This window comes from Nocardia spongicola, from assembly GCF_047200775.1.
Lineage (GTDB): Bacteria > Actinomycetota > Actinomycetes > Mycobacteriales > Mycobacteriaceae > Nocardia.
Genome location: NZ_JBJZOO010000007.1, coordinates 13912 through 32499 on the forward strand (window position 1 = coordinate 13912; position 18588 = coordinate 32499).

General features: G+C 63.9%; 19 protein-coding genes and 3 pseudogenes. 10 read left to right on the plus strand and 12 right to left on the minus strand.

The genetic code is table 11. The features are described 5' to 3' along the window. Window positions 1–83: 83 nt before the first annotated feature. The 4 genes from ACL02S_RS15075 (at window position 84) to ACL02S_RS15090 (ending at window position 3844) form a co-directional block, all read left to right on the plus strand. The gene (locus tag ACL02S_RS15075; RefSeq protein WP_412803046.1) at window positions 84–1880 is read left to right on the plus strand and encodes an acyl-CoA dehydrogenase; all 1797 of its coding nucleotides are present in this window, start codon (window positions 84–86) and stop codon (window positions 1878–1880) included. A gap of 47 nt (window positions 1881–1927) precedes the next feature. Further along, the gene (locus ACL02S_RS15080) at window positions 1928–2539 is read left to right on the plus strand and encodes a QsdR family transcriptional regulator (protein ID WP_412803047.1); all 612 of its coding nucleotides are present in this window, start codon (window positions 1928–1930) and stop codon (window positions 2537–2539) included. 183 nt (window positions 2540–2722) lie between these two features. Next, window positions 2723–2857 (plus strand): hypothetical protein, encoded by a 135-nt coding sequence (locus tag ACL02S_RS15085; RefSeq protein WP_412803048.1) that lies wholly within the window; start codon window positions 2723–2725, stop codon window positions 2855–2857. A gap of 171 nt (window positions 2858–3028) precedes the next feature. Beyond that, window positions 3029–3844, plus strand: coding sequence for a hypothetical protein (locus ACL02S_RS15090; protein ID WP_412803049.1), 816 nt, complete (start codon window positions 3029–3031; stop codon window positions 3842–3844). A gap of 19 nt (window positions 3845–3863) precedes the next feature. Here ACL02S_RS15090 and ACL02S_RS15095 read toward each other — a convergent pair whose 3' ends face one another. Then, a complete protein-coding gene (locus ACL02S_RS15095) occupies window positions 3864–4229 on the minus strand; it encodes a hypothetical protein (protein ID WP_412803050.1) in 366 nt (121 codons plus the stop codon). Window positions 4230–4237: 8 nt separating this feature from the next. After that, the gene (locus tag ACL02S_RS15100) at window positions 4238–4399 is read right to left on the minus strand and encodes a hypothetical protein (protein ID WP_412803245.1); all 162 of its coding nucleotides are present in this window, start codon (window positions 4397–4399) and stop codon (window positions 4238–4240) included. Here ACL02S_RS15100 and ACL02S_RS15105 point away from each other — a divergent pair. The 3 genes and pseudogenes from ACL02S_RS15105 to ACL02S_RS15115 form a co-directional block, all read left to right on the plus strand. After that, window positions 4371–4748, plus strand: a pseudogene (locus tag ACL02S_RS15105) (transposase); the annotation flags it as partial. The gene ACL02S_RS15100 and the pseudogene ACL02S_RS15105 sit on opposite strands and share 29 nt — an antisense overlap. 267 nt (window positions 4749–5015) lie before the next feature. Continuing rightward, complete coding sequence (locus tag ACL02S_RS15110; protein WP_412803051.1) at window positions 5016–5495, plus strand: hypothetical protein; 480 nt, start codon at window positions 5016–5018, stop codon at window positions 5493–5495. A 265-nt stretch (window positions 5496–5760) separates the two neighbouring features. Further along, window positions 5761–5901, plus strand: coding sequence for a hypothetical protein (locus ACL02S_RS15115; RefSeq protein ID WP_412803052.1), 141 nt, complete (start codon window positions 5761–5763; stop codon window positions 5899–5901). Window positions 5902–5974: 73 nt separating this feature from the next. On the opposite strand, the gene ACL02S_RS15120 is transcribed toward ACL02S_RS15115, so the two are convergent. Further along, window positions 5975–6436 (minus strand): hypothetical protein, encoded by a 462-nt coding sequence (locus tag ACL02S_RS15120; RefSeq protein ID WP_412803053.1) that lies wholly within the window; start codon window positions 6434–6436, stop codon window positions 5975–5977. Between the two features lie 435 nt (window positions 6437–6871). Between ACL02S_RS15120 and ACL02S_RS15125 the strand changes: the two are divergent. After that, window positions 6872–7459, plus strand: a pseudogene (locus tag ACL02S_RS15125) (transposase); the annotation flags it as partial. Window positions 7460–7632: 173 nt separating this feature from the next. Then, window positions 7633–7950, plus strand: a complete 318-nt coding sequence (locus ACL02S_RS15130; protein WP_412803054.1) for a transposase family protein — start codon at window positions 7633–7635, stop codon at window positions 7948–7950. Here the strand turns inward: ACL02S_RS15130 and ACL02S_RS15135 are convergent. The 9 genes and pseudogenes from ACL02S_RS15135 to ACL02S_RS15175 all read right to left on the minus strand — a co-directional run. Beyond that, window positions 7907–8302: pseudogene (locus ACL02S_RS15135) on the minus strand (helix-turn-helix domain-containing protein); the annotation flags it as partial. The gene ACL02S_RS15130 and the pseudogene ACL02S_RS15135 overlap by 44 nt on opposite strands. Before the next feature lie 56 nt (window positions 8303–8358). Beyond that, window positions 8359–8880: a DinB family protein gene (locus ACL02S_RS15140; RefSeq protein ID WP_412803055.1), complete on the minus strand. Its 522-nt coding sequence runs from the start codon at window positions 8878–8880 to the stop codon at window positions 8359–8361. A gap of 656 nt (window positions 8881–9536) precedes the next feature. Continuing rightward, entirely contained in the window at window positions 9537–9707 is a 171-nt protein-coding gene (locus ACL02S_RS15145; protein ID WP_412803246.1) for a hypothetical protein, read from the minus strand. Between the two features lie 160 nt (window positions 9708–9867). Beyond that, window positions 9868–13143 (minus strand): arabinosyltransferase domain-containing protein, encoded by a 3276-nt coding sequence (locus tag ACL02S_RS15150; protein WP_412803056.1) that lies wholly within the window; start codon window positions 13141–13143, stop codon window positions 9868–9870. A 79-nt stretch (window positions 13144–13222) separates the two neighbouring features. Then, window positions 13223–13987: an ectoine/hydroxyectoine ABC transporter ATP-binding protein EhuA gene (ehuA, locus tag ACL02S_RS15155; protein WP_412803228.1), complete on the minus strand. Its 765-nt coding sequence runs from the start codon at window positions 13985–13987 to the stop codon at window positions 13223–13225. Window positions 13988–14054: 67 nt separating this feature from the next. Next, the gene (gene ehuD, locus ACL02S_RS15160; RefSeq protein WP_412803057.1) at window positions 14055–14741 is read right to left on the minus strand and encodes an ectoine/hydroxyectoine ABC transporter permease subunit EhuD; all 687 of its coding nucleotides are present in this window, start codon (window positions 14739–14741) and stop codon (window positions 14055–14057) included. Continuing rightward, complete coding sequence (locus tag ACL02S_RS15165; protein ID WP_412803058.1) at window positions 14741–15466, minus strand: amino acid ABC transporter permease; 726 nt, start codon at window positions 15464–15466, stop codon at window positions 14741–14743. The genes ehuD and ACL02S_RS15165 overlap by 1 nt, the downstream gene beginning before the upstream one ends. A gap of 3 nt (window positions 15467–15469) precedes the next feature. Beyond that, complete coding sequence (ehuB, locus tag ACL02S_RS15170) at window positions 15470–16360, minus strand: ectoine/hydroxyectoine ABC transporter substrate-binding protein EhuB (protein WP_412803059.1); 891 nt, start codon at window positions 16358–16360, stop codon at window positions 15470–15472. Between the two features lie 193 nt (window positions 16361–16553). Next, window positions 16554–17729 carry a DUF3089 domain-containing protein gene (locus ACL02S_RS15175; RefSeq protein ID WP_412803060.1) on the minus strand — a complete coding sequence of 392 codons (1176 nt, stop codon included), beginning with the start codon at window positions 17727–17729 and terminating at the stop codon, window positions 16554–16556. A gap of 202 nt (window positions 17730–17931) precedes the next feature. Between ACL02S_RS15175 and ACL02S_RS15180 the strand changes: the two genes are divergently transcribed. Continuing rightward, window positions 17932–18561: a TetR/AcrR family transcriptional regulator gene (locus tag ACL02S_RS15180; RefSeq protein WP_412803061.1), complete on the plus strand. Its 630-nt coding sequence runs from the start codon at window positions 17932–17934 to the stop codon at window positions 18559–18561. Window positions 18562–18588 lie beyond the last annotated feature (27 nt).

An 18588-nucleotide genomic window follows, 5' to 3' on the forward strand; every position in this document is an offset into this window, starting at 1 on the left:
CGCGGAATCCACGCGCCGGAGGCTATCTACGCATGCTCCACGTAAGATACGGTGTGCCGAACATGTCTCGAAAGGACTGGCTGATGCGGTCGACCCTGTTGTCCCGGCGCGATCTCGACTTCTTGCTCTACGAGTGGCTGAATACCGAGGAGCTCATCAAACGCGAGCGATACGCCGAACACTCGCGGGAGACCTTCGATGCCGCACTCGAGCTCAGCGAGCAGCTGGCCACCAAGTACTTCGCGCCGCACAACAAGCTCAACGACAGCAACGAGCCGACCTTCGACGGGGAACGTGTCACGCTCATCCCCGAGATCGGCCGGGCGCTGGACGCGTTCGCCGAGGCCGGGCTGGCCACGGCCGCGATGGATTACGAACTGGGCGGCACGCAGTTGCCCGTGACCGTCTCACAGGCGAGCTACGCCTGGTTCCAGGCGGCCAACCCGGGTACCGCAGCCTATCCGTTCCTCACCATGGCCAACGCGAATCTGCTGCTCGCCCACGGTGGTCCGGAGCATATCGAGAAGTTCGTCCGGCCGATGCTGGAGGGTCGTTTCTTCGGCACCATGTGCCTGTCGGAGCCGCAAGCCGGTTCGTCGCTGGCCGATATCGTCACCCGCGCCGAGCCGCAAGCGGATGGCACCTACCGGCTGTTCGGCACCAAGATGTGGATCTCCGGCGGCGATCACGAACTCGGCGAGAACATCGTGCACCTGGTGCTGGCCAAGATCCCGGGTGGTCCGGCGGGCACCAAGGGGATCTCGCTGTTCGTGGTGCCCCGATTCCTGGTGGACGACGGCGGCACCCTCGGCGAACGCAATGATGTGGCCTTGGCCGGGCTCAACCACAAGATGGGTTTCCGTGGCACGGTGAACACCGTGCTGAACTTCGGCGAAGGCCGCAGGCAGCCTGGTGGCGCACCCGGCGCCATCGGCTATCTGGTCGGCGAACCGCATCGCGGACTCACCTACATGTTCCACATGATGAACGAGGCGCGGATCGGCGTCGGCCTGATCGCCGCCGCACTCGGGTATACCGGCTATCTGGAATCACTCGACTACGCCCGCACCCGCACACAGGGGCGGGCCAAACTGCCCGCCGACCCGGCCTCGCCGCAGCGGCCGATCATCGAACACGCCGATGTGAAGCGAATGCTGTTGGCGCAGAAAGCCTATGCGGAGGGCGCGCTGGCCCTGGTGCTCTACTGCGCGCGGTTGGTCGACGACCAGCGCACCGCCGATTCCGAGGAAGACCGCCATGCGGTCACCCTGCTACTGGACATCCTGACTCCGATCGCCAAGAGCTGGCCCTCACAATGGTGCCTGGAGGCCAACAGCCTCGCCATCCAGGTGCTCGGCGGCTACGGCTACACCCGCGAGTACAACGTGGAGCAGCACTACCGCGACAACCGGCTCAACCCGATCCATGAGGGGACCCACGGCATCCAGGGATTGGACCTGTTGGGGCGCAAGGTGACCCAACAGGGTGGTGCGAGCTTGCTCGCCCTCGGCGGACGAATCGATACGACCATCGCCACCGCACGTGCGAAAGGCGACGAGGCAGCCGATCTCGCGGACGCCTTGGATTCATCCTGGCAGCGGCTGGTCGAAGTGACCGCTGGAATGTTCGCCTCCGGTGACATCGAAGCCGCGCTGGCCAACAGCTCGGTGTACCTGGAAGCGTTCGGCCACATTGTCCTCGCCTGGATCTGGCTGGAGCAGTTCCTCGCCACCTCGGACCGTCCCGGCGACTTCTACGAGGGCAAACGGCACGCCGCACGGTTCTTCTACCACTTCGAACTACCCAAGACCGCACCGGCACTGGATCTACTCGCCGACCTGGACACCACCACAGTGCAGATGCGAGACACCTGGTTCTGAACACACTCCATTTAGATACACACAATGGGGTGTGTATCATTTCGGCGATGACCCTCTCCAGCCAGCGGACCACCCGCCCTCCCGGCAGGCCCGCCTCCGCGACCAGGGAACAGGTCATCGAATACGCCAGGCAGGCTTTCCTTTCCGGTAAGCGCGTGGACATTCAGGCCATCGCCGGACAACTCGGGCTCAGCCGCGCTTCGATATACCGCTGGTTCGGCTCCAGGGACGGCGTACTCGGCGCGGTATTGGCCGGAGAGTTCGAGACCCTGCTCACCCACGCCGATACCCGCCGCCGATCCACCGGCGCCCACCGCATCCTTGACGTGCTCTACCGCGTCAACTGCTGGATGAGCGATAACGAACCATTCCGGCGTTACTTCGAGAACGAGCCGCTGTCGGGACTACGCATCCTGACCGCGAGCGACGGACCCGTGCAGCCATTGGTCGTCGGTATGGTGCGGGAGTTGATCATCCGCGTCGAGCAGGAGGACGGCTACCATCCACCGTTGGAGCCCGCACTGCTGGCCTACGCACTGATCCGGCTCGGCGAAGGGTTCCTGTACAACGACAATGTCGCCGGCATCCGTGGCGATGTGCACCGCCTGCACGAGGTGCAGGCGGCACTATTGGGCATTCCGGAAGCGATCACGGACTAGTGTGACGGCACTCTCCTGAGGCCGTGCTGGTAGATGTAGTGTGTGGTGTTGGATCATAATGTGGCCGAGTTGGATTCGCTGGTTGCCAGGATTGGTTGCCGGTTCACCCGGCCCGAGCCTCGGTGACCCGGCTGCGGTTGTCCCGAGTCAGCATGTGCGCAGCGTTTGTCTCGGAGGGATGGAATGGTCGACTTCACTGTTGATGTGTGGAAGCTGTCCGGCTTCACACTGGATCTCCAGGACATCGGCGCCGATTTCACCGAGAACGCGGGCCGATTGCTACCGGGTTTAGCGCTACCAGCCGGAACATTCGGATAGCTGGCACAGCTGTCGCTGCCGATCCACAAGCTGCAAACCACACTGTCCGGCGACCATCAGAAAGACACGAGCGTCCTCGGCACGCTGGGTTCCGGACTGGGGATCGCGGCCACCGCGTACAAAAATTCCGATGAGCAGCACGCTGTCTCGATCAAACAGGCCGCGGCGACCATGACCGACGGGCAGGGTGTCGCGGCGACAAACCCGGCCGGGGACGTCCGCCGATTCACCGGCCTGCAGCAGCCCAGCCTGCAGAACGCGGAGGAAGCCCAGTACACGGTCCGCCAGGTCGTCACCGGCTGCGTCGAGCTGCTCACCTCCTACGACGAGCCGCTCGGCTGGACCATCGGCATCAAGCCCGTCGCCGATTACCTGGCGCCGGTGGAAGCGGACTGGGAGGCGCTGCGGGGAGTGGGTAAGCGGATCGGCCTGCTCGGCATCAACGACTTCGCCCACTCGCAGAACCTATCCGCGGGCACCGGGTGGATACAGGCCGACTGGACCGGTGCAGCCGCGACCGCGTTCGGAGCTACCGGGACCACCCTCGGACAGTCGTTCGACACCCGCAGCATCGATCTCGACGCGGTCTCCAAGATCGTCGAGAACGGCGCGTTACTGCTCGAACGGCTCGTCTACAACCAGGCCGCGGACCTGGCGGGCTCCCTCACGAAGCGCATGACCTTCGCCAATTTCACGCTCCCCCTGGCCAGTTGGGCGCAGCTGATCGACCAGCCGATGGACGAGCCGACCAAATCTCAGATCACCTCCGCCGTCGACGCGCTGAAGAAGTCGGCCGCGACTCGCCAGGACGCGATAACGACCACGATCCAGCGGATCTTCGGCGCCCTGGGCTACGAGTCCGGCCGGACCGCCCCGGTCTACAACGCGAGCGAATTCGAACTCCCCGAGAAGGTGATCGTCGACCTCGGCGCTATTCGGTACGGATACGGCGACAACGTGTGGTTCGAACACGCCGTCTCCGTCTGACCCGGCTACTCCGGTCAGGTCAGTCGGGCGCGAATCCGTTGACCTCGAATGAAATCACGACAGCGGCGACCGCGGCAGCGCCGAGGACGAACGTCACCGTGGACGCCAGTGCGAAAACCCGAACGCGCCGCCACCGGGACAATGCCAATCCGGTGGGAATCGCGACGATTACCGGTACCATCCACGTCATCCAATACCACAGCGAGATCGGTTCCGTGTCGCCTCGGTATTTCTTGGGAGTCACCGTGAGCTCGGGGACGTCGAAGACGTTCTGCAGCAGCGCGACCAGGGGGAAATAGGCGATCACCGCCAGTATTCCGCCGGTGATGACTCCGAAGGTCGCTGGGGCCAGCACATCATTCGTCCTGCTGTTCTTGTCAGTCATATCGCCACCTATTTCGAACCCGACCAGGAATGCACCGCGCCGGAACCGTATACCAGGAACGACTTGGCAAGGCCGAGTTCCTCGCTCTGCGCCATAGTGTTCACGGCGGCCTGGGCCATGTTGCCGTAGTCGGCGTCGGTGTTGACCGCGTTCGCCACCAACACCCACATCGGGCAGCTCCCGATGCTGGAACTACGCCACCGCCGCCGCGCCCGCTGCGAGGACCGCATCAAATCGATGAAGGACACCGGCCTGCGTGGCCTACCGCTGCACGGGTTCGACCAGAACTGGATCTGGATCGAGATCGCCTGTCTGGCGAGCGAACTCATCACATGGATGCAACTGCTGGCCTTCGACACCACTCCGGCACGACGGTGGGCACCGAAAACGCTGCGGCTGCGACTGTTCTCCGCCGCCCGGGTCGCCCGCCACGCCCGCCGCACCCACCTCCGGTTCTCCCGGCACTGGCCCTGGACCACCCCCATCATGACTGCCACCGACCGGCTGCAAGCCACCTGACCAGCACCGACACCATCCAACGACCAGAAAGACACGCTCTCCGGGCAGTGGAACCCGGCAGCCAACCCGCTGGCCGGGCCGACCCGTCACACGGTCACGCGACCGCAACGGTCGTGAAACCGGCGAATCGGAATCCGATCAGGCCGGTCCGCTGGTCGTATACGGCCCTATATGTATGCCAACCGATTCGAGACGGTGCGGGCGGTGGCCGATCTGCGTGAGCGCATGCGACCACTGCTCGCCGCGACAGCATAGGAGCACATCGGCATGGTGCGTATCGGCGTCACCGGGCACATGAACATCACCGAGGCCACGGCGACGTTGGTATACGACGCGGTACGCACCCTGCTCGAACAGCACGATCCGGCCACCCTCGTTGGGGTGAGTTGTATTGCGCGTGGCGCTGATTCGGTGTTCACACAGGCGGTGCTCGACGCAGGCGGACAGCTCGAGGTTGTGATGCCCTCACGCGACTACCGCCAGCGGAAGGTGAAACCGGATCACGCGCAGCTGTTCGACGCTCTCGTGGAGCGCGCGACCATGGTGCGGGTGATGAATTTCGACGACGCGGGCCGCGAAGCCTACGAGGCCGCGAACGAGGTCGTGGTGGGGTCGGTGGATTGCCTGGTCGCGGTGTGGGATGGCGAGGACAGGCAGAAAGCCGGCACCGGGACTGTGGTCGAACTCGCGCGTGAACGTGGCGTGCCGGTCGAGGTCGTGTGGCCGCAAGGCGCCACGCGGGACTGAGGTCTCATCTGCGCAGTAGAAGTCCCGGTCCGAAGGGAACGGCCGGTAGGGCGTTGGCCCACGTATGTTCTGCCGCCTATCTGTGGGATTCGGGCGGGGGGAGAGAGCGGCTCTGCGGATCAGGCCGGTAGGGCGTCACCGGTTGTAGGGCAGCGACGAGATGTCCTGACTGCGCCGAATCTCCCCAACCGGGCTCATCGGAATTCTCCACCCCACCCGTGAGCGGTTCCGGTAATAGGGGTGTGCGGTTGTCGGCGGTGGCCTGGTGGTCGCGCAGCTGGTGGGCTCCGCGACCACGCTGGCACGCTCCGACGAGCACTATCGGCAACCGGCAACCATGCCATCCGTCGTAGCGCTGGGTGATCCGCAACTGACGGGCCTGCTCGGCACACGCTGGGCAGGTTGAAGCGATCGTGGATTTGCACGGTGTCGCAACGTAGGACTCGCTACTCGCCGAGCCGGGCGATGGGCTGTTCCGGCTAGCCGGTCGAGGAGGCGGTACCGCCCGGGTTGGTAGGAGCAGGTGTGGGGTCGGGCAGGGCAGGGCAGGTGACCGTGAAGGTTCCGGAGTTGTTGGTGGGGTCCTCGTCCTGATTTGAATATAGGTTTACGTACACGTCATACGTTCCGCCCGGCAAACCTTCGACTATGCCGCCGATCCCGGCGGTCTGCTGTCCACCCAGCGGCAATATGAGGTCCCCGAGTCGCTGCTTATTCTCCATGACGCCCAGGACCCGGATGTACGCCCTGGCGGAATACATCGTTCGCGGTCCGAGGTTCTTGACCATGACAATCATCTCATTGTAAGGGCCGCCGGAGCGCTCGCAGCGGAGACCTACTGGCGTCGCATCCACATAGAACACTGCGTGTGCAGGCGTTGCGACGCCGATTGTGCATGCCAGTCCAAATACGCCTGCGCTGGCCGCCATGATGGCTTTCACTTGTACTCCTCCTGGTCTTCTCAGGCGAGGGCGCTGGCCGCCAGCGGTATTCGCGACCAACAAGGTGCATCGCCGTCCCCCGCCGATCAAATGCTTGTTCGGCGATAGCGGTTTGGACTGTACCAGTGCACGAACTTTGTAGTTCCTCGTTGCCGTCCGCTTTCACCCGCTGGAAATCCAACGCCCACAGCACCTTCAGAGCATCGGCATCAATCAGTGGTGTCGACGGAACATCCGCGCGTTTACCCGGGTGATGCTCACCCACCCGCAGGCCTTCTTCCTGCCATAGCCGATGCATCCGTTTCTTGTTCACCAGTGAGCCACCTCTCGGAAGGCGGCGGCACGAAGCATGCGAGGCGGCGCCGATCGGCACCCGTATTTTACGCGGGACTGTAAATACAACGGTGTAACTCCCGAATGAAGGAGTGGCACTTGATGTCTGATGTGATGACCGCCGACGTGACCGATACTGCTGTGGTGGCGAAGCGTAAAGGCGCGAAGGCAGCGCTGGATGCTGACCTGGTTGGTCAGCTCGTGGCACAGGCTCGTGAGAGCGGGCTGCAGCTGACCGACGAGGGTAGCTTGCTGCAGCAGCTGACGAAACTGGTGGTCGAATCCGCCCTGGAAGGCGAGATCACCGACCACCTCAGCTACGAAGCCGGCGACCCCGTTGGTCGCGGAACGGGCAATTCCCGTAACGGGACCCGCTCCAAGACGGTGTTGACCGAGATCGGGCTGGTCTGGGTCGATGTCCCGCGGGATCGGGAGTCGAGTTTCGAACCGCAGATCGTGCGCAAACGGCAGCGTCGGCTCAACGGTGTGGAGAACATGATCCTGTCGTTGTCGGCGAAAGGGCTGACTCACGGTGAGATCAGCGCCCATCTGCGTGAGGTCTACGGCGCCGAGGTGTCGAAACAGACGATCACCACGATCACCGACAAGGTGATCGACGGGATGGCCGAATGGCAGAACCGGCCCCTGGACCCGGTGATCTTCCTGGACGCGATCCATGTGAAGATCCGGGCTCTGGCGCAGTCTTCGTGATCCCGATGCTCGGCATGTTGTCGTCGGAGTACCCGGCTTGGTAATGGTGTCGGGCGTGCTCGGGTGATCTTGTTCAGAAGTTGTTGCCGCACTTGGCTGATCTGGCGGTAGAAGCGGTCGACAGCGAAGGCGATGGGCTGGTTCTCCGGGCTGTGGTTGCCGCGCTGACTGCTCGGTGTCAAGGATGCGAGTCGGTCTCGGCACGTGTGCATTCCCGCTATCGGCGAACGCTGGCCGATGCTGCGATCGCGGGCCGAGTGGTGACCGTTCAACTGGTAGTTCGGCGGTTCTTCTGCCCGAACCGCGATTGTTCGGCGAAGACCTTCGCAGAACAGGTTGCCGGCCTGACGGTGAAATGGTCGCGGCGCACGAGCCAGCTGACGTCGATGCTGGTTGCGATCGGGCTGGCGATGGCACCTCCCGCGAGACCGTCGACTTGTGCTTGCCGATCCCCGCGGCGATCGCGGTGATCGTCTGCCCGGCGTGCCGTCCGTCGGCGATCGCGATCCGGTCGGCCAACGACAGGTACCGGCCGCTGATCACGGGCGGCTCACTTGTGCTGATCTTGGTCACCGGAATTACATAGCCGGTGCCGGTGCCGGTGCCGGTGCCGTAGTCCACCACCCTGCCATCCGGGTAAATCCGCATGTTGCGCGTATGCCGAATACCGTGGCGCCAGTCGCGAGCGGTGCGCTCATTCGCCCCGACCTCACGCGCGGCTCGCGCCGCCGACCAACCCGAGGCGATCAGCTCGAGAAACCGCCGCTTGGACTCCGGCTTCCCATAGGCCGCCTTCACCGCGCTGACCAGGCCGGCTTCCATCAGAATCCGCCGCGCGACCGAATGGGCCACTCCCGCCGATTTCGCGGCTTGGCGGACTAAGGGCTGTTCTTGGCATCGGTGCTCAGCCGATCGAGATGCTTGATCTGCTCACGGAGGATGTCGCCGTGGCCGGCGTGGCGCGCGAAATCCTCACTCAGAAGCAGGTAGATGAACCGCAGGCTGACATCACCGAGGTGGGGATGTGCCCTGATGTCGTCAAGGTCGAATTCCGCGGCGACCACGCGGGCACGGGCGCTGGCACGCTCGAATTCGGTGATCACATCGGCCAGGGTCTCGTCGTCGTCGACGATGAAACTGGCGTCGCCCGGTGTCGTGCCACCGTCGCATTCGCTCAGGGGAATGCCGCCCAGGATGTGCTGGAACCAAATCCGTTCGGCGACTGCGGCGTGTTTGAGTAATCCTATCGGGGTAGTCATCGATACAACCAGGTGGCGTCGGGAGTCTTGGTCAGACAGGCCTCGCACTGTGTTGATCAGTTCGGCGCGATTGCGGTCGAGCGTGCTCTCGAGCAATCGGCGTTCAGCACCGGTGGTGATTTGCGGTATCGACCATGTCATTGTCGGCTCGATTCTGTTGGTTCAAGTTTGATCTTCTTGTCGCGATTGATATTTAGGTTTTCTGGCGCATCCCTTCAACATGGCCGATAACCTGCTGCCGGGAGGCGATGGGTGGGTGACGGACGGAGTTGAGGACGCGACGGTGCGGAGTCGCTGGATTTCGTCGTACTGGGCAGCGATTCCGGCAAGAGCCCAAGTCGGAAGTCAGCGAGTTCGTCGATTACTCCGCTGGCCGGGGCGAGCCGTTCGCTGGGCGCGCGGCTGTCGGCCTCGAGTCGCAAGATCTGCGCGCCGCGGGAGCCTGAATGCTCCTGGTCTGCTTCATCGCGCGCAGCACTTAATGTAGCACGAATACGTTTCTCGTTCTAGATGCGCTGTGCGGCGGTAATTCTCATTCGTTGCCCGTGGTCTAGTCGGAGTTGGCATCCGCAGTATCGATGGCTTGGCTGACGTGCATGACACGGTCGTAGTCGGCCTGGCGCGCTGGTACCGCGACCAGTGCCGATGTTGAACACCGATGAATCATTGGTGTGTCGATCACCCGCAAATTGTGGGATTTGGTGATGCGGTGGTTCCGCCACAAACGGTTGCCGGCCATATCCGGATGAGTTGCCAGGCCTCGATCCCGATATGCGCGCACGGCGCCGCCGGGAGGATTACGTAGGCAGTTGGCTGCCCGAACCGATCTGCACCGCGCCCGATGCGGCCGAGGATCCGCTTCTCGCCGAATCCGTATTGATGGCCGCGACGTTGTCGCCGACGACGATCAAACCCGACACGGCCGCATCGATTACGCGATCAACAACTCGTTCGGCTTCGGCGGACACAACGTCGCACTCGCCTTCGGCCGGTACTGAATCGAGCCGAACACAACTGCGCCGACAGCGCCATTCATCGCTGTAAGTCACACGATCCAGGTCGCGTATGTCGAATATCCGTGTCGGTTGTCAACGGCGGAGCCCGGAGCTGCCTGTCGCGCTCTGCCGGTCAGTACTGCGTATTGATATGCCCCGGTGTCCAGATACCCGAACGCCGAACGTATTCGATCGTTACCTGCGCCGGATCAGCACTGGGATCCAGTGGGCTGTAACGCTGCAGCGAGCCCCAATCACGGTCCCATGCGTTGTTCAGATAGGTGGGCAGCGTCTCCGGACGCAGCAGCAGCTGTATCCAGCCGAGAGGGCCACCGCCATCGTGGCCCTGCCATAGATCGGTGATCGCCGCCCCATTGCGATCCGGCAGAATCCGGTAGGCCGGGAGCACTCCGACACCGGCGTAGGTCGGCATCAGCCGCTGGCAGGGATAGCTCAAACCGACCGTCCAATCCAGCAACACCGGCACCTCGGACCCCACCACGGCATTCAATGTTCGAGTCTGCGGAATACGCGGTGGCGTCACCGCCAACCACTGGTCCTTGTCGGCATTGCTGTCCTCGGCCACGATCCGGACCACATCCGCTTCGTTCGGCAACCAGTTCAGTGGGACACGGAGATTGCGCCACGACGGCGCGGGCCCGATATCTATCGGTACAACCTTTCCCAGGGTGGTGACGCTGCCATCCGGTTGTCGGCGACCGTATTCGAGCCGCATATCCTGGCCGGGACGGACTACACCGTACCGGTCGACCGACCGGATGCGCCCTGCGGCGGCGATGGCGATGATCTGACCGCGCTCCGTGGTGGCCGCGCCGGACAGCTGATACCAGTCGCTGATCAACTCGGCGGGCTCCTGCGCACTGTCTCGGTAGCTACCGAGCACTGGGGTGGTCGCGGGCTCCAGTCCGAAGGGCAGCGGAACGCTGCTGCCGTTGATCCCGGTGCCGGAAGAAGTGCCGGATTCCGTTCCAGCTGTTTCCGGCTCAGCATCCGGATTCTTGACCGAGTTCACCAGACTGGTGTCCGTCTCGGTTTCCTCCGAGGTGAGATCGGCGGCGACCCCGTTGTTGGTGAACCCGGTCGATCGGGTGCCTGCCAGCGCTGTGGCGATATCGCCGCTGAGCGGCCGGAGCATAGAGGCATTGGGGTCGGTCTCGACCAGAACCTGATCGGCGAGGCCGCAGCCACCGGAGAGCGCGGCGACATTCGACGATGCGAGAGAGAACGAGGGGTACTGTGCCACCGTGGCTTTCACGAACGACAGCACCTCGAAAGCCACCATGGCGGCGGCAGCGACCGCGAGCACCGGGATGCGGCCGATGCGTGTGGCGGCCGATCCCGGCGGGGTATGCGACGGACGGATATGGAACCAGGCCGCTGCCGCCAGCGCGAATACAGTAAGAGCCGCGAAGAAGGTGGACAGCCCCTTACCGAGGATTTCCGGTGGGATGGTTGCCCACGGGACTCCCCAGGAAGATGCGTACCAATAGCCGTTCGTGCCGACGAATGACATCGCCAGGAGAAAGAAGACCGCCGCCGCGAACAGCGCGCGGTTGCGCAGCGGTCGCATCACCGCCGGACTCACGGCAACCGCGGTGAGCGCGGCGATCACTCCGGCCAGGGCGGCGAACACCCCGAAGTGGTGGGTCCACTTCGTCGGCGTGAACATCATCAAGATCATCGCCCCGAAGGTGACGCCGACGATCCGCTGCGACGGCCCGAGCGAGGTACCGGGAATCCGCCCGCCGCGACGCAGCATCGTCACCAGGCAGGCGCTCACGCCGAGCAACAGCACGAACACCCCGAATCGCCGGGTCAACCAGCCGTCGGCGTTGATCTGTAGTAGCCATTGGTAGCGGAGGTACTCGAAGAACCATGGCTCGCGGGGGCCGATGAGACCGTGCACATGCGCCATCTCCCGGACCCCGGCAAGGGTCTGGTCGGCGAAAACAGCGGTGAGCACGACGAGGCCTGCGGCGAGCAGCGGGAGCAGCAGTGGCAGGTAGCCGACCTGCCGGGCGCGGTCCACGATGATCTGGGTGAGTCCGCGCGCGCCTGCGAAGAGAGCGGCGAAGCAGATGAGGCCGGAGGGCCCGACAGTGAGCGTGAGCGCGCCGATGATGAATGCCGCCGCCGCGGGTAGCAGCCGCCGGGTCGCGATGGCCCGCTCGACGGAACACCAGGTCAGCAGCAGGCCCAGCGCGACAATGGGTTCGGGGCGCAAGCCGTTGTTGTAGGGCAGCCAGAATGCGAGGAAAACCAGGGCGCTGGTCCATACCGCGATTCGATCGGTGCGTACCGCCGCGCCCAATCTCGGGATGACCTCACGACTGATCACCCACCACGTGACGATGCCTGCCAGTAATGCGGGCAATCGCATCCACGGACTGGCCGCGGAAAGTTTCGCCATCCAGGCCAGCAGGTCGTAGTACGGAGTGCCGATAGGGGCTTCGGCAACGCCGAACCAGCGGAAATAGTTCGCCATATAGCCCGAACTGTCCGATGCGCGGACCATACCGAGCTGGTATCCGTCATCGGAGGTGTTCGCGCCGATGAAATGCCAGACCACAAGCGTGGTCGCGACAAGGGCATCGACCGGTCGTAATCGCCACCAGCCTGCGGGCAGGAACCGTCTGGCCGATCGTCCGTCGGTGGTGTCCAGCCGATGCAGCAGGACGAGCGCTGCCAGTGTGGCGAGCAGACAGATCGCGATCGCGATCAGTTTCAGGACCGACGGTGCGGAAGTGAAGCGGGAATCGACCTCGACGTCGACGCGCAAACCCTGCGGTGGCGCGCCGGTCAGTTCCGTGAACAGCCCCACCACCTGGGGGCGCACATCGGTATCGAGTGTGTTGCTCGAATCAGCGGGGCCACCGCTCACTATTGCGCGTTGTGCATCGATAGCGATGGTGAGCGTGCAGGACTGCCCGGCGACCGCACTCAGGGGAGCCGACCACAACACTGTTTTGCGCACGACGATATCGACTCGTCCTCGGCGATCGGCAGTGGCCGGAACGGCCTCGACGACGAGCCCGTATCGCGCCATATCCGGTGATTGCCGAGGAATCGTGGACAATACGACACCGCCGCCCGCAGGCAGCGCATCGAACGCGGCGCACGGGATCTCGGCCGACAGTTCGGTCGGAGCATAGGACACCAGCGGTGCGGTCACCGAGGAAACCGCCCCCGCCTGTGGCCACGAAATACTCGACTGCTCCTGACGAACCGGAAGGAACGGAATCGAGAGCGCGGTGGCTACTGCCAGCACACCGGCGAGGACAGCCCATAGTCGCAGCCTGCCGAGGGAAGAGGAGACATCGGTTGTCGATATCCCCCGGTGTGCCGACTGCGGAACAGATACTCGCTCTTCGCCCCTACTGAGAACCACGGTTATGGATGCTAGCGCGGAGACAACCGATCACCGACCCGGCCGCGCGGAGTCCGGAGCCCGCGCGGCCGGGCGGAGATCAGTTGCGGTCCAGCACCGCCCGCAGGAACTCACGGGTGCGCGGCTCCTGCGGATCGGTGAAGATCTGCTCCGCGGGCCCCTCCTCAGCGATACGGCCCGCGTCGAGCATCATCACTCGATCGGACACCTCACGCGCGAAACGCATTTCGTGCGTGACACAGAGGAAAGTGATGTCGGTGGTCGCGGCGATATCCCGGAGCAGATGCAGTACTCCGGTCACCAACTCCGGATCGAGCGCGGAGGTCACCTCGTCGAGCAGGAGCACATCGGGGTCCATGGCCAGCGCTCGCGCGATCGCGACCCGCTGTTGCTGGCCACCGGAGAGCTGGGTGGGCCGAGCCGTAGCCTTCTCCGCCAGCCCGACCATCTCCAGCAGCTCGAGCGCCCTGGCCTCCGCGGCCTCCTTGGACCGGCCGAGCGCGCGGACCGGGCCCTCGGTGATATTGCGCAGCACGTTCATATTCGGAAACAGGTTGAAGTGCTGGAACACCATGCCGATCGAGCGCCGCGCCCGGCGCAGGTGGGCTTCGTCGGCAGGCACGAGGCGATCACCTTTGCGCATATGGCTCAGCAGATTTCCATCCACTTCGATGGTGCCCGAGCTCACCCGTTCCAGCGTCATCAGCAGCCGCAGTACCGTGGTCTTTCCGGAACCCGACGGTCCGATCAGGCTGACGAATTCGCCCGGCGCGACAGTGAAATCGAGCCGATCGAGGCAGGAGACCTTGCCGTAAGTCTTGACCACGTCGGTGAACCGGATCATCGGCGCAACGGTCTGCTGTTCGGCCGGCTCCTCGACCAGTTCCGAGAGCACGCGGGCGTCAGCGGGCTCACTTTGCTTCGATAGCTCCGACACGGAGTTGCACCTTTCGTACCAGAATCGAGCATGGATAGCTCAGGGCGAGGAAGGTGAGCCCGACCGCCAGCCATGCCTCGGGCCCGGTACCACCGGTGTCGGAGGCATAGGCGGTTTTGACCTGATACACCATGTCGAGGATCACGATCGAAGACAGCAGCGGCACCTCCTTGAACATCGCGATGGTGTAGTTGCCGAGCGCGGGCAGCACCCGTGGAACCGCCTGCGGCAGAATGACATCGGTCCAGGTACGCATCCTCGGCAGGCTGAGCGCGGTCGCCGCCTCCCATTGCGCGGCAGGCACCGCGTCGATCCCGGCCCGGTAGACCTCGGCGGTATAGCAGGCATAGTGCACACCCAATGCCAGCACGCCGACCAGTAACCGTTGGGTCTCGATGGGCAGATCGTCGAACACCGCGGGGCGGACTACCCAGTAGAGCACGAAGATCTGTACCAACAGAGGTGTGCTGCGCACGAATTCGATGAATGCCCACAGTAGTTGGTCGACCACCGGTATCCGCATCCGCCGGATCATCGCGAAGATCAGGCCGAGCGTATAGGCGACCAGCGAACCGAGCACGGTGAACTGGACGGTGACGAGCAACCCGTCCCAAATGTAGGGGAACGCTTCGAAGAAGCGATCCCAGCGCCACTTCTCCATCAGCCGCTCACCGCCTTCGTCCAGCGTCGCGACCGGGTGGGCAGGCGCCTACCGACCCGCCGGGCCGCAAGCCGTTCCAGCACCCGCATGATCAGTGTGATCACGATCGCGAGCAGTAGATAGCACAGCAGCTCGATGGTGTAGATGACGCCGAGCTCCCGGGAGAACGCAGGAACCGCGCGTAGCTCATCGGCCTTCTTGAAGATCTCCGGCACGGCGATGAAGCTCAACAGTGCCGTACCTTTCAGCAGCTGGATGAACAGATTGTTGAACGAGGGCAACATCTCGACCACCGCCTGCGGCAGAATGACCCGCCACATCCGCTGCGGTGCGGACAGATTCACCGCGATCGCACCCTCGACTTGTGCGCGCGGCACGGCGGACACGGCGCCGCGGACTATTTCGGCGCCATAGGCGCCGTGATTCAGCCCGAGCACCACGATGCCGATCAGCAACAGCCCCTGCGCGGTGGCACCGAGCGTGATGCCCAAGAAGATCGGTACCGCCACCGCGAAGAAGAACAACTGCACTACTTCCGAGCTACCGCGGAAGCCCTCCACATACAGTCTGGCCGGAACCCGCAGCCACGCCGAGGACGAGAGCAGGGCCAGACCGGAGAGGAACGACAGCACCACGGTCAGGGCAATGCCGCCCACGGTCGCCCAGACCGTGAACGGCAATCCCGTGAGAATGCGCTCCAGATAGACGTCGATATTCTCGGTCAAAGGTCAGGCCGCGCAGTATTCTTCGGTGGTAGCGGTCGGATCGGGCTCATTGGCCGCGGTCAGGCCGAACGGCTCGACCAGTTTCAGCCACTCCCCGCTCTCGTGCAGCGCGCGCAGCTCCCGGTTGAAGTCCTCGCGGAACTCGTCATCACCGATGCGGAAGTTGAAGGTACCGACATCGGGCTTATCACCGAACTGGAACGACGGCGTCACTTCCAGGTTCGCGTCCGGGTTGTTGCGCACCAGCCAGGCGGCGGTGACGTCGAGCAGCGCACTGCCGTAGACGTCGTTGTTGCTTACCGCGCGCAGGATATCGTCCTGCTTGGCCATCGGCTCGATCAGCTCACCGGGTACTCCGACGGATTCGGCGTAGCCGTTCTCCACCGCGCCACCGAGAGTGGCGATCCGGACGTTCTCCCTGGTGATGTCCTCGAACCGGTTGATATTGCGCGGGTTGCCCTCCGGCACCATGAATGCCGATCCGACCTGATAGTCGGGAATGGCGAAAGCGGAACTCTCGCATCGCTTCGGGTTGATGAACATACCCGCGGCCACGAACGCGTAGTTCTTGGCCCGCACACCGTCGATGAGTCCGTCGAAGTCGGTGACCACGCCCTCGACTTCATCGATACCGAGCTTCTTCAGCACCGCCCGCGCCACCGTCGGGGCGTAACCGGTCAACTCCCCCTTTTCATCGAGGTAAGCCCACGGCGCTTCGTTCGCGAAACCGACCTTGATCTTCCCGGAAGCTTTCGCGTCTTCATACGTCACCGCCGCGCCGTCATCACCCCCCAATCCGCAGCCCGATGCCGCCAGAGTCGCCATGGCGAATGCGGCGGCCATCACCCGTCGCAGTCCGCGCCTCGGCTTCCTTGCCTGTTCCTGTTGGATCATTCGGTCAGCTCCTCGCATAGCCCACTAAGGGTTTCGAGGAAACTTTGAGATCTACCGTTCAGCTACTTTAAGGTTCGATGACGATACGGATACCGTGCGCCGAATATCGGCGTATGCAGTTCCGCGCAGCGGTAATTCCGCACAGCGTGGATCAGGAAAAACCCCAGTTTACGTGGATCGCGAACGGTGCCGGTTACCGGTGCGCGGCCGTGTAGGCAGCGATCTGCTTGTCTACGACGGCGATGAGGTCGCCGAGCACGATATTGATGTCGGTGACGTGCAATCCCCAGTTGGCATCGGGAAAAGCGTTCAGGGGTGGCATACCGGGGTCGGCGGTGATCATCAGTACATGGGCGCCGTTGGTGTGCACGCACTGGGCGCGGTACCCGGAGGCCGGCTGCACCCACGGTGTAGCAGGTGGCGGTAATTGTGGCCCGTAGGTGGCGACATCGGCCAGGCCCATGATGCCCGCGGGCGGTACGCCTGGTCGCAGAGTGGTCACCAACGCGCGATCGTTGTGCTCCAGCGATGCCGGATTGGTACAGGCGATCTCGTATCCGGGGCCGTACGGGGCCGGGTGGGCGCTCGCTGTCGTCGGTTTCGCACCGAAACGGGTCGTCGCGGGCGGGATTTCACCGAAGGCCGACCACGCCAGCGCACAGTGGATCTGAGTAGCGGACCCGCACAGCGGGAGCGATGTGAAATCGCCTCCTACGGTGCTGTTTTCCGGTACGACGACATTGCCGCCCGCCAGCAGCGCCGATACGATGCGCCCATCGGCGACGGGATCGGTTTCGATCTGCTCGGCGATAAGCCTGCGCAGTAAGAGAGTGCCTTGTGAATGTCCGATGAGCACGATGCCGCGGCCGTGGTTATCGCGTTCGAGGTATTGCCGCCACGCGCGAACGACATCGCTGTAGGCCTCCTCCGCCCCGGCCTGCACCGAATCGGTGGACAGCGGACCACGTTGCAGGGCGAACAGGGTGCGTTGGCGATATACCGGCGCGTAGACATCGCAGAGCTGGGAGAATTGCGCGGCCTGTAATCGGGCCACCCCGGTGACCGCGGGGGTGGCTTCCGGCCTGGCATTGAGCGCGGGGTCTGTCGAGACGGTGGGATAGACGTAGAAGCAGTCCACATCGTGCGCACGTACCGAAGGTCGATCGACGGTTGTTTCGCCGTCCGCCCCCTGGATCGTGGTACTCGCGTCGCCGCGACACGGGTCGGTGACCATATCGGGGCGGCAAAGCCACGTGACCTGTCCGTCGGCCGGTTCCTCGGCGCGCGCGGCACCGACCGGGCCCACAGCGGTAGCCGTCGCTGCCGCGATTCCAGCCACCGCCATGGCGATGACTGCTCGAAACCTCATCCACCGTGTCGCTATGGTCCACCTCATCAACAGAACCGACGTGTGGCGAACACTATTCGCCATGAGGCCGGTAAGGCAAGCATGGGACTCTCGATCGCTGCTGACCGATCGCCGCTGCCTGAGCATGCCCGATGGCAGAGAATGCCGCTCGGCATAAAGGAGCCTCGCCCGTGGCACACAGATGATGTGATCGGATGGCCCCATGGGCGACAGAACCAGCAGCCCGCGACGTAGACGCAATCCGGAGCAAACCCGCAAGGCGATCATCGACGCGCTGCTAGAGACATTACAAGAGGGCGTTTTCACGCCGACCAGCAAGACGATCGCGGCCCGCGCCGGTGTTTCCGAACGGAGCCTCTTCGTTCATTTCCACAGCTTGGAAGATCTCCTGGCCGCTGTCACCGAGCAGCAGTCCCGCTATGTCGAAGCCCTGTTCGCCGATATGGATGCGGAACTACCACTCGACCAGCGGATCGACATCGCGGTCGGTTGCAGTGAAGCTGTCTTCGCGCTGCAGCGCAACCCGCGCAAGCTGGGCTTGGTCCAATCACACACAGCCGAGGCCGTCGACCAGCGCATGCGCCGGACCGACCAGCATATCCACGACAGTCTCGCCCGGTTGTTCGCGCCGGAACTCCACCGTGACGGCACCCTCGACGTGGAACTGCTCGATATGATCGACGCCACGGCCACCTGGGCTTATCGCCACCACCTGACCGAGCGGCGCGGACTGTCCACCCAGGCGGCGTCTCATGCCGTGGGCCGGATGCTGCGCGCACTGCTGACCACAGCACATCTCGACTCCGGCAATGAGCAGGCAACCACGCCATGAGCTTCGTTCGCCGCCCGGCTCCGCTGT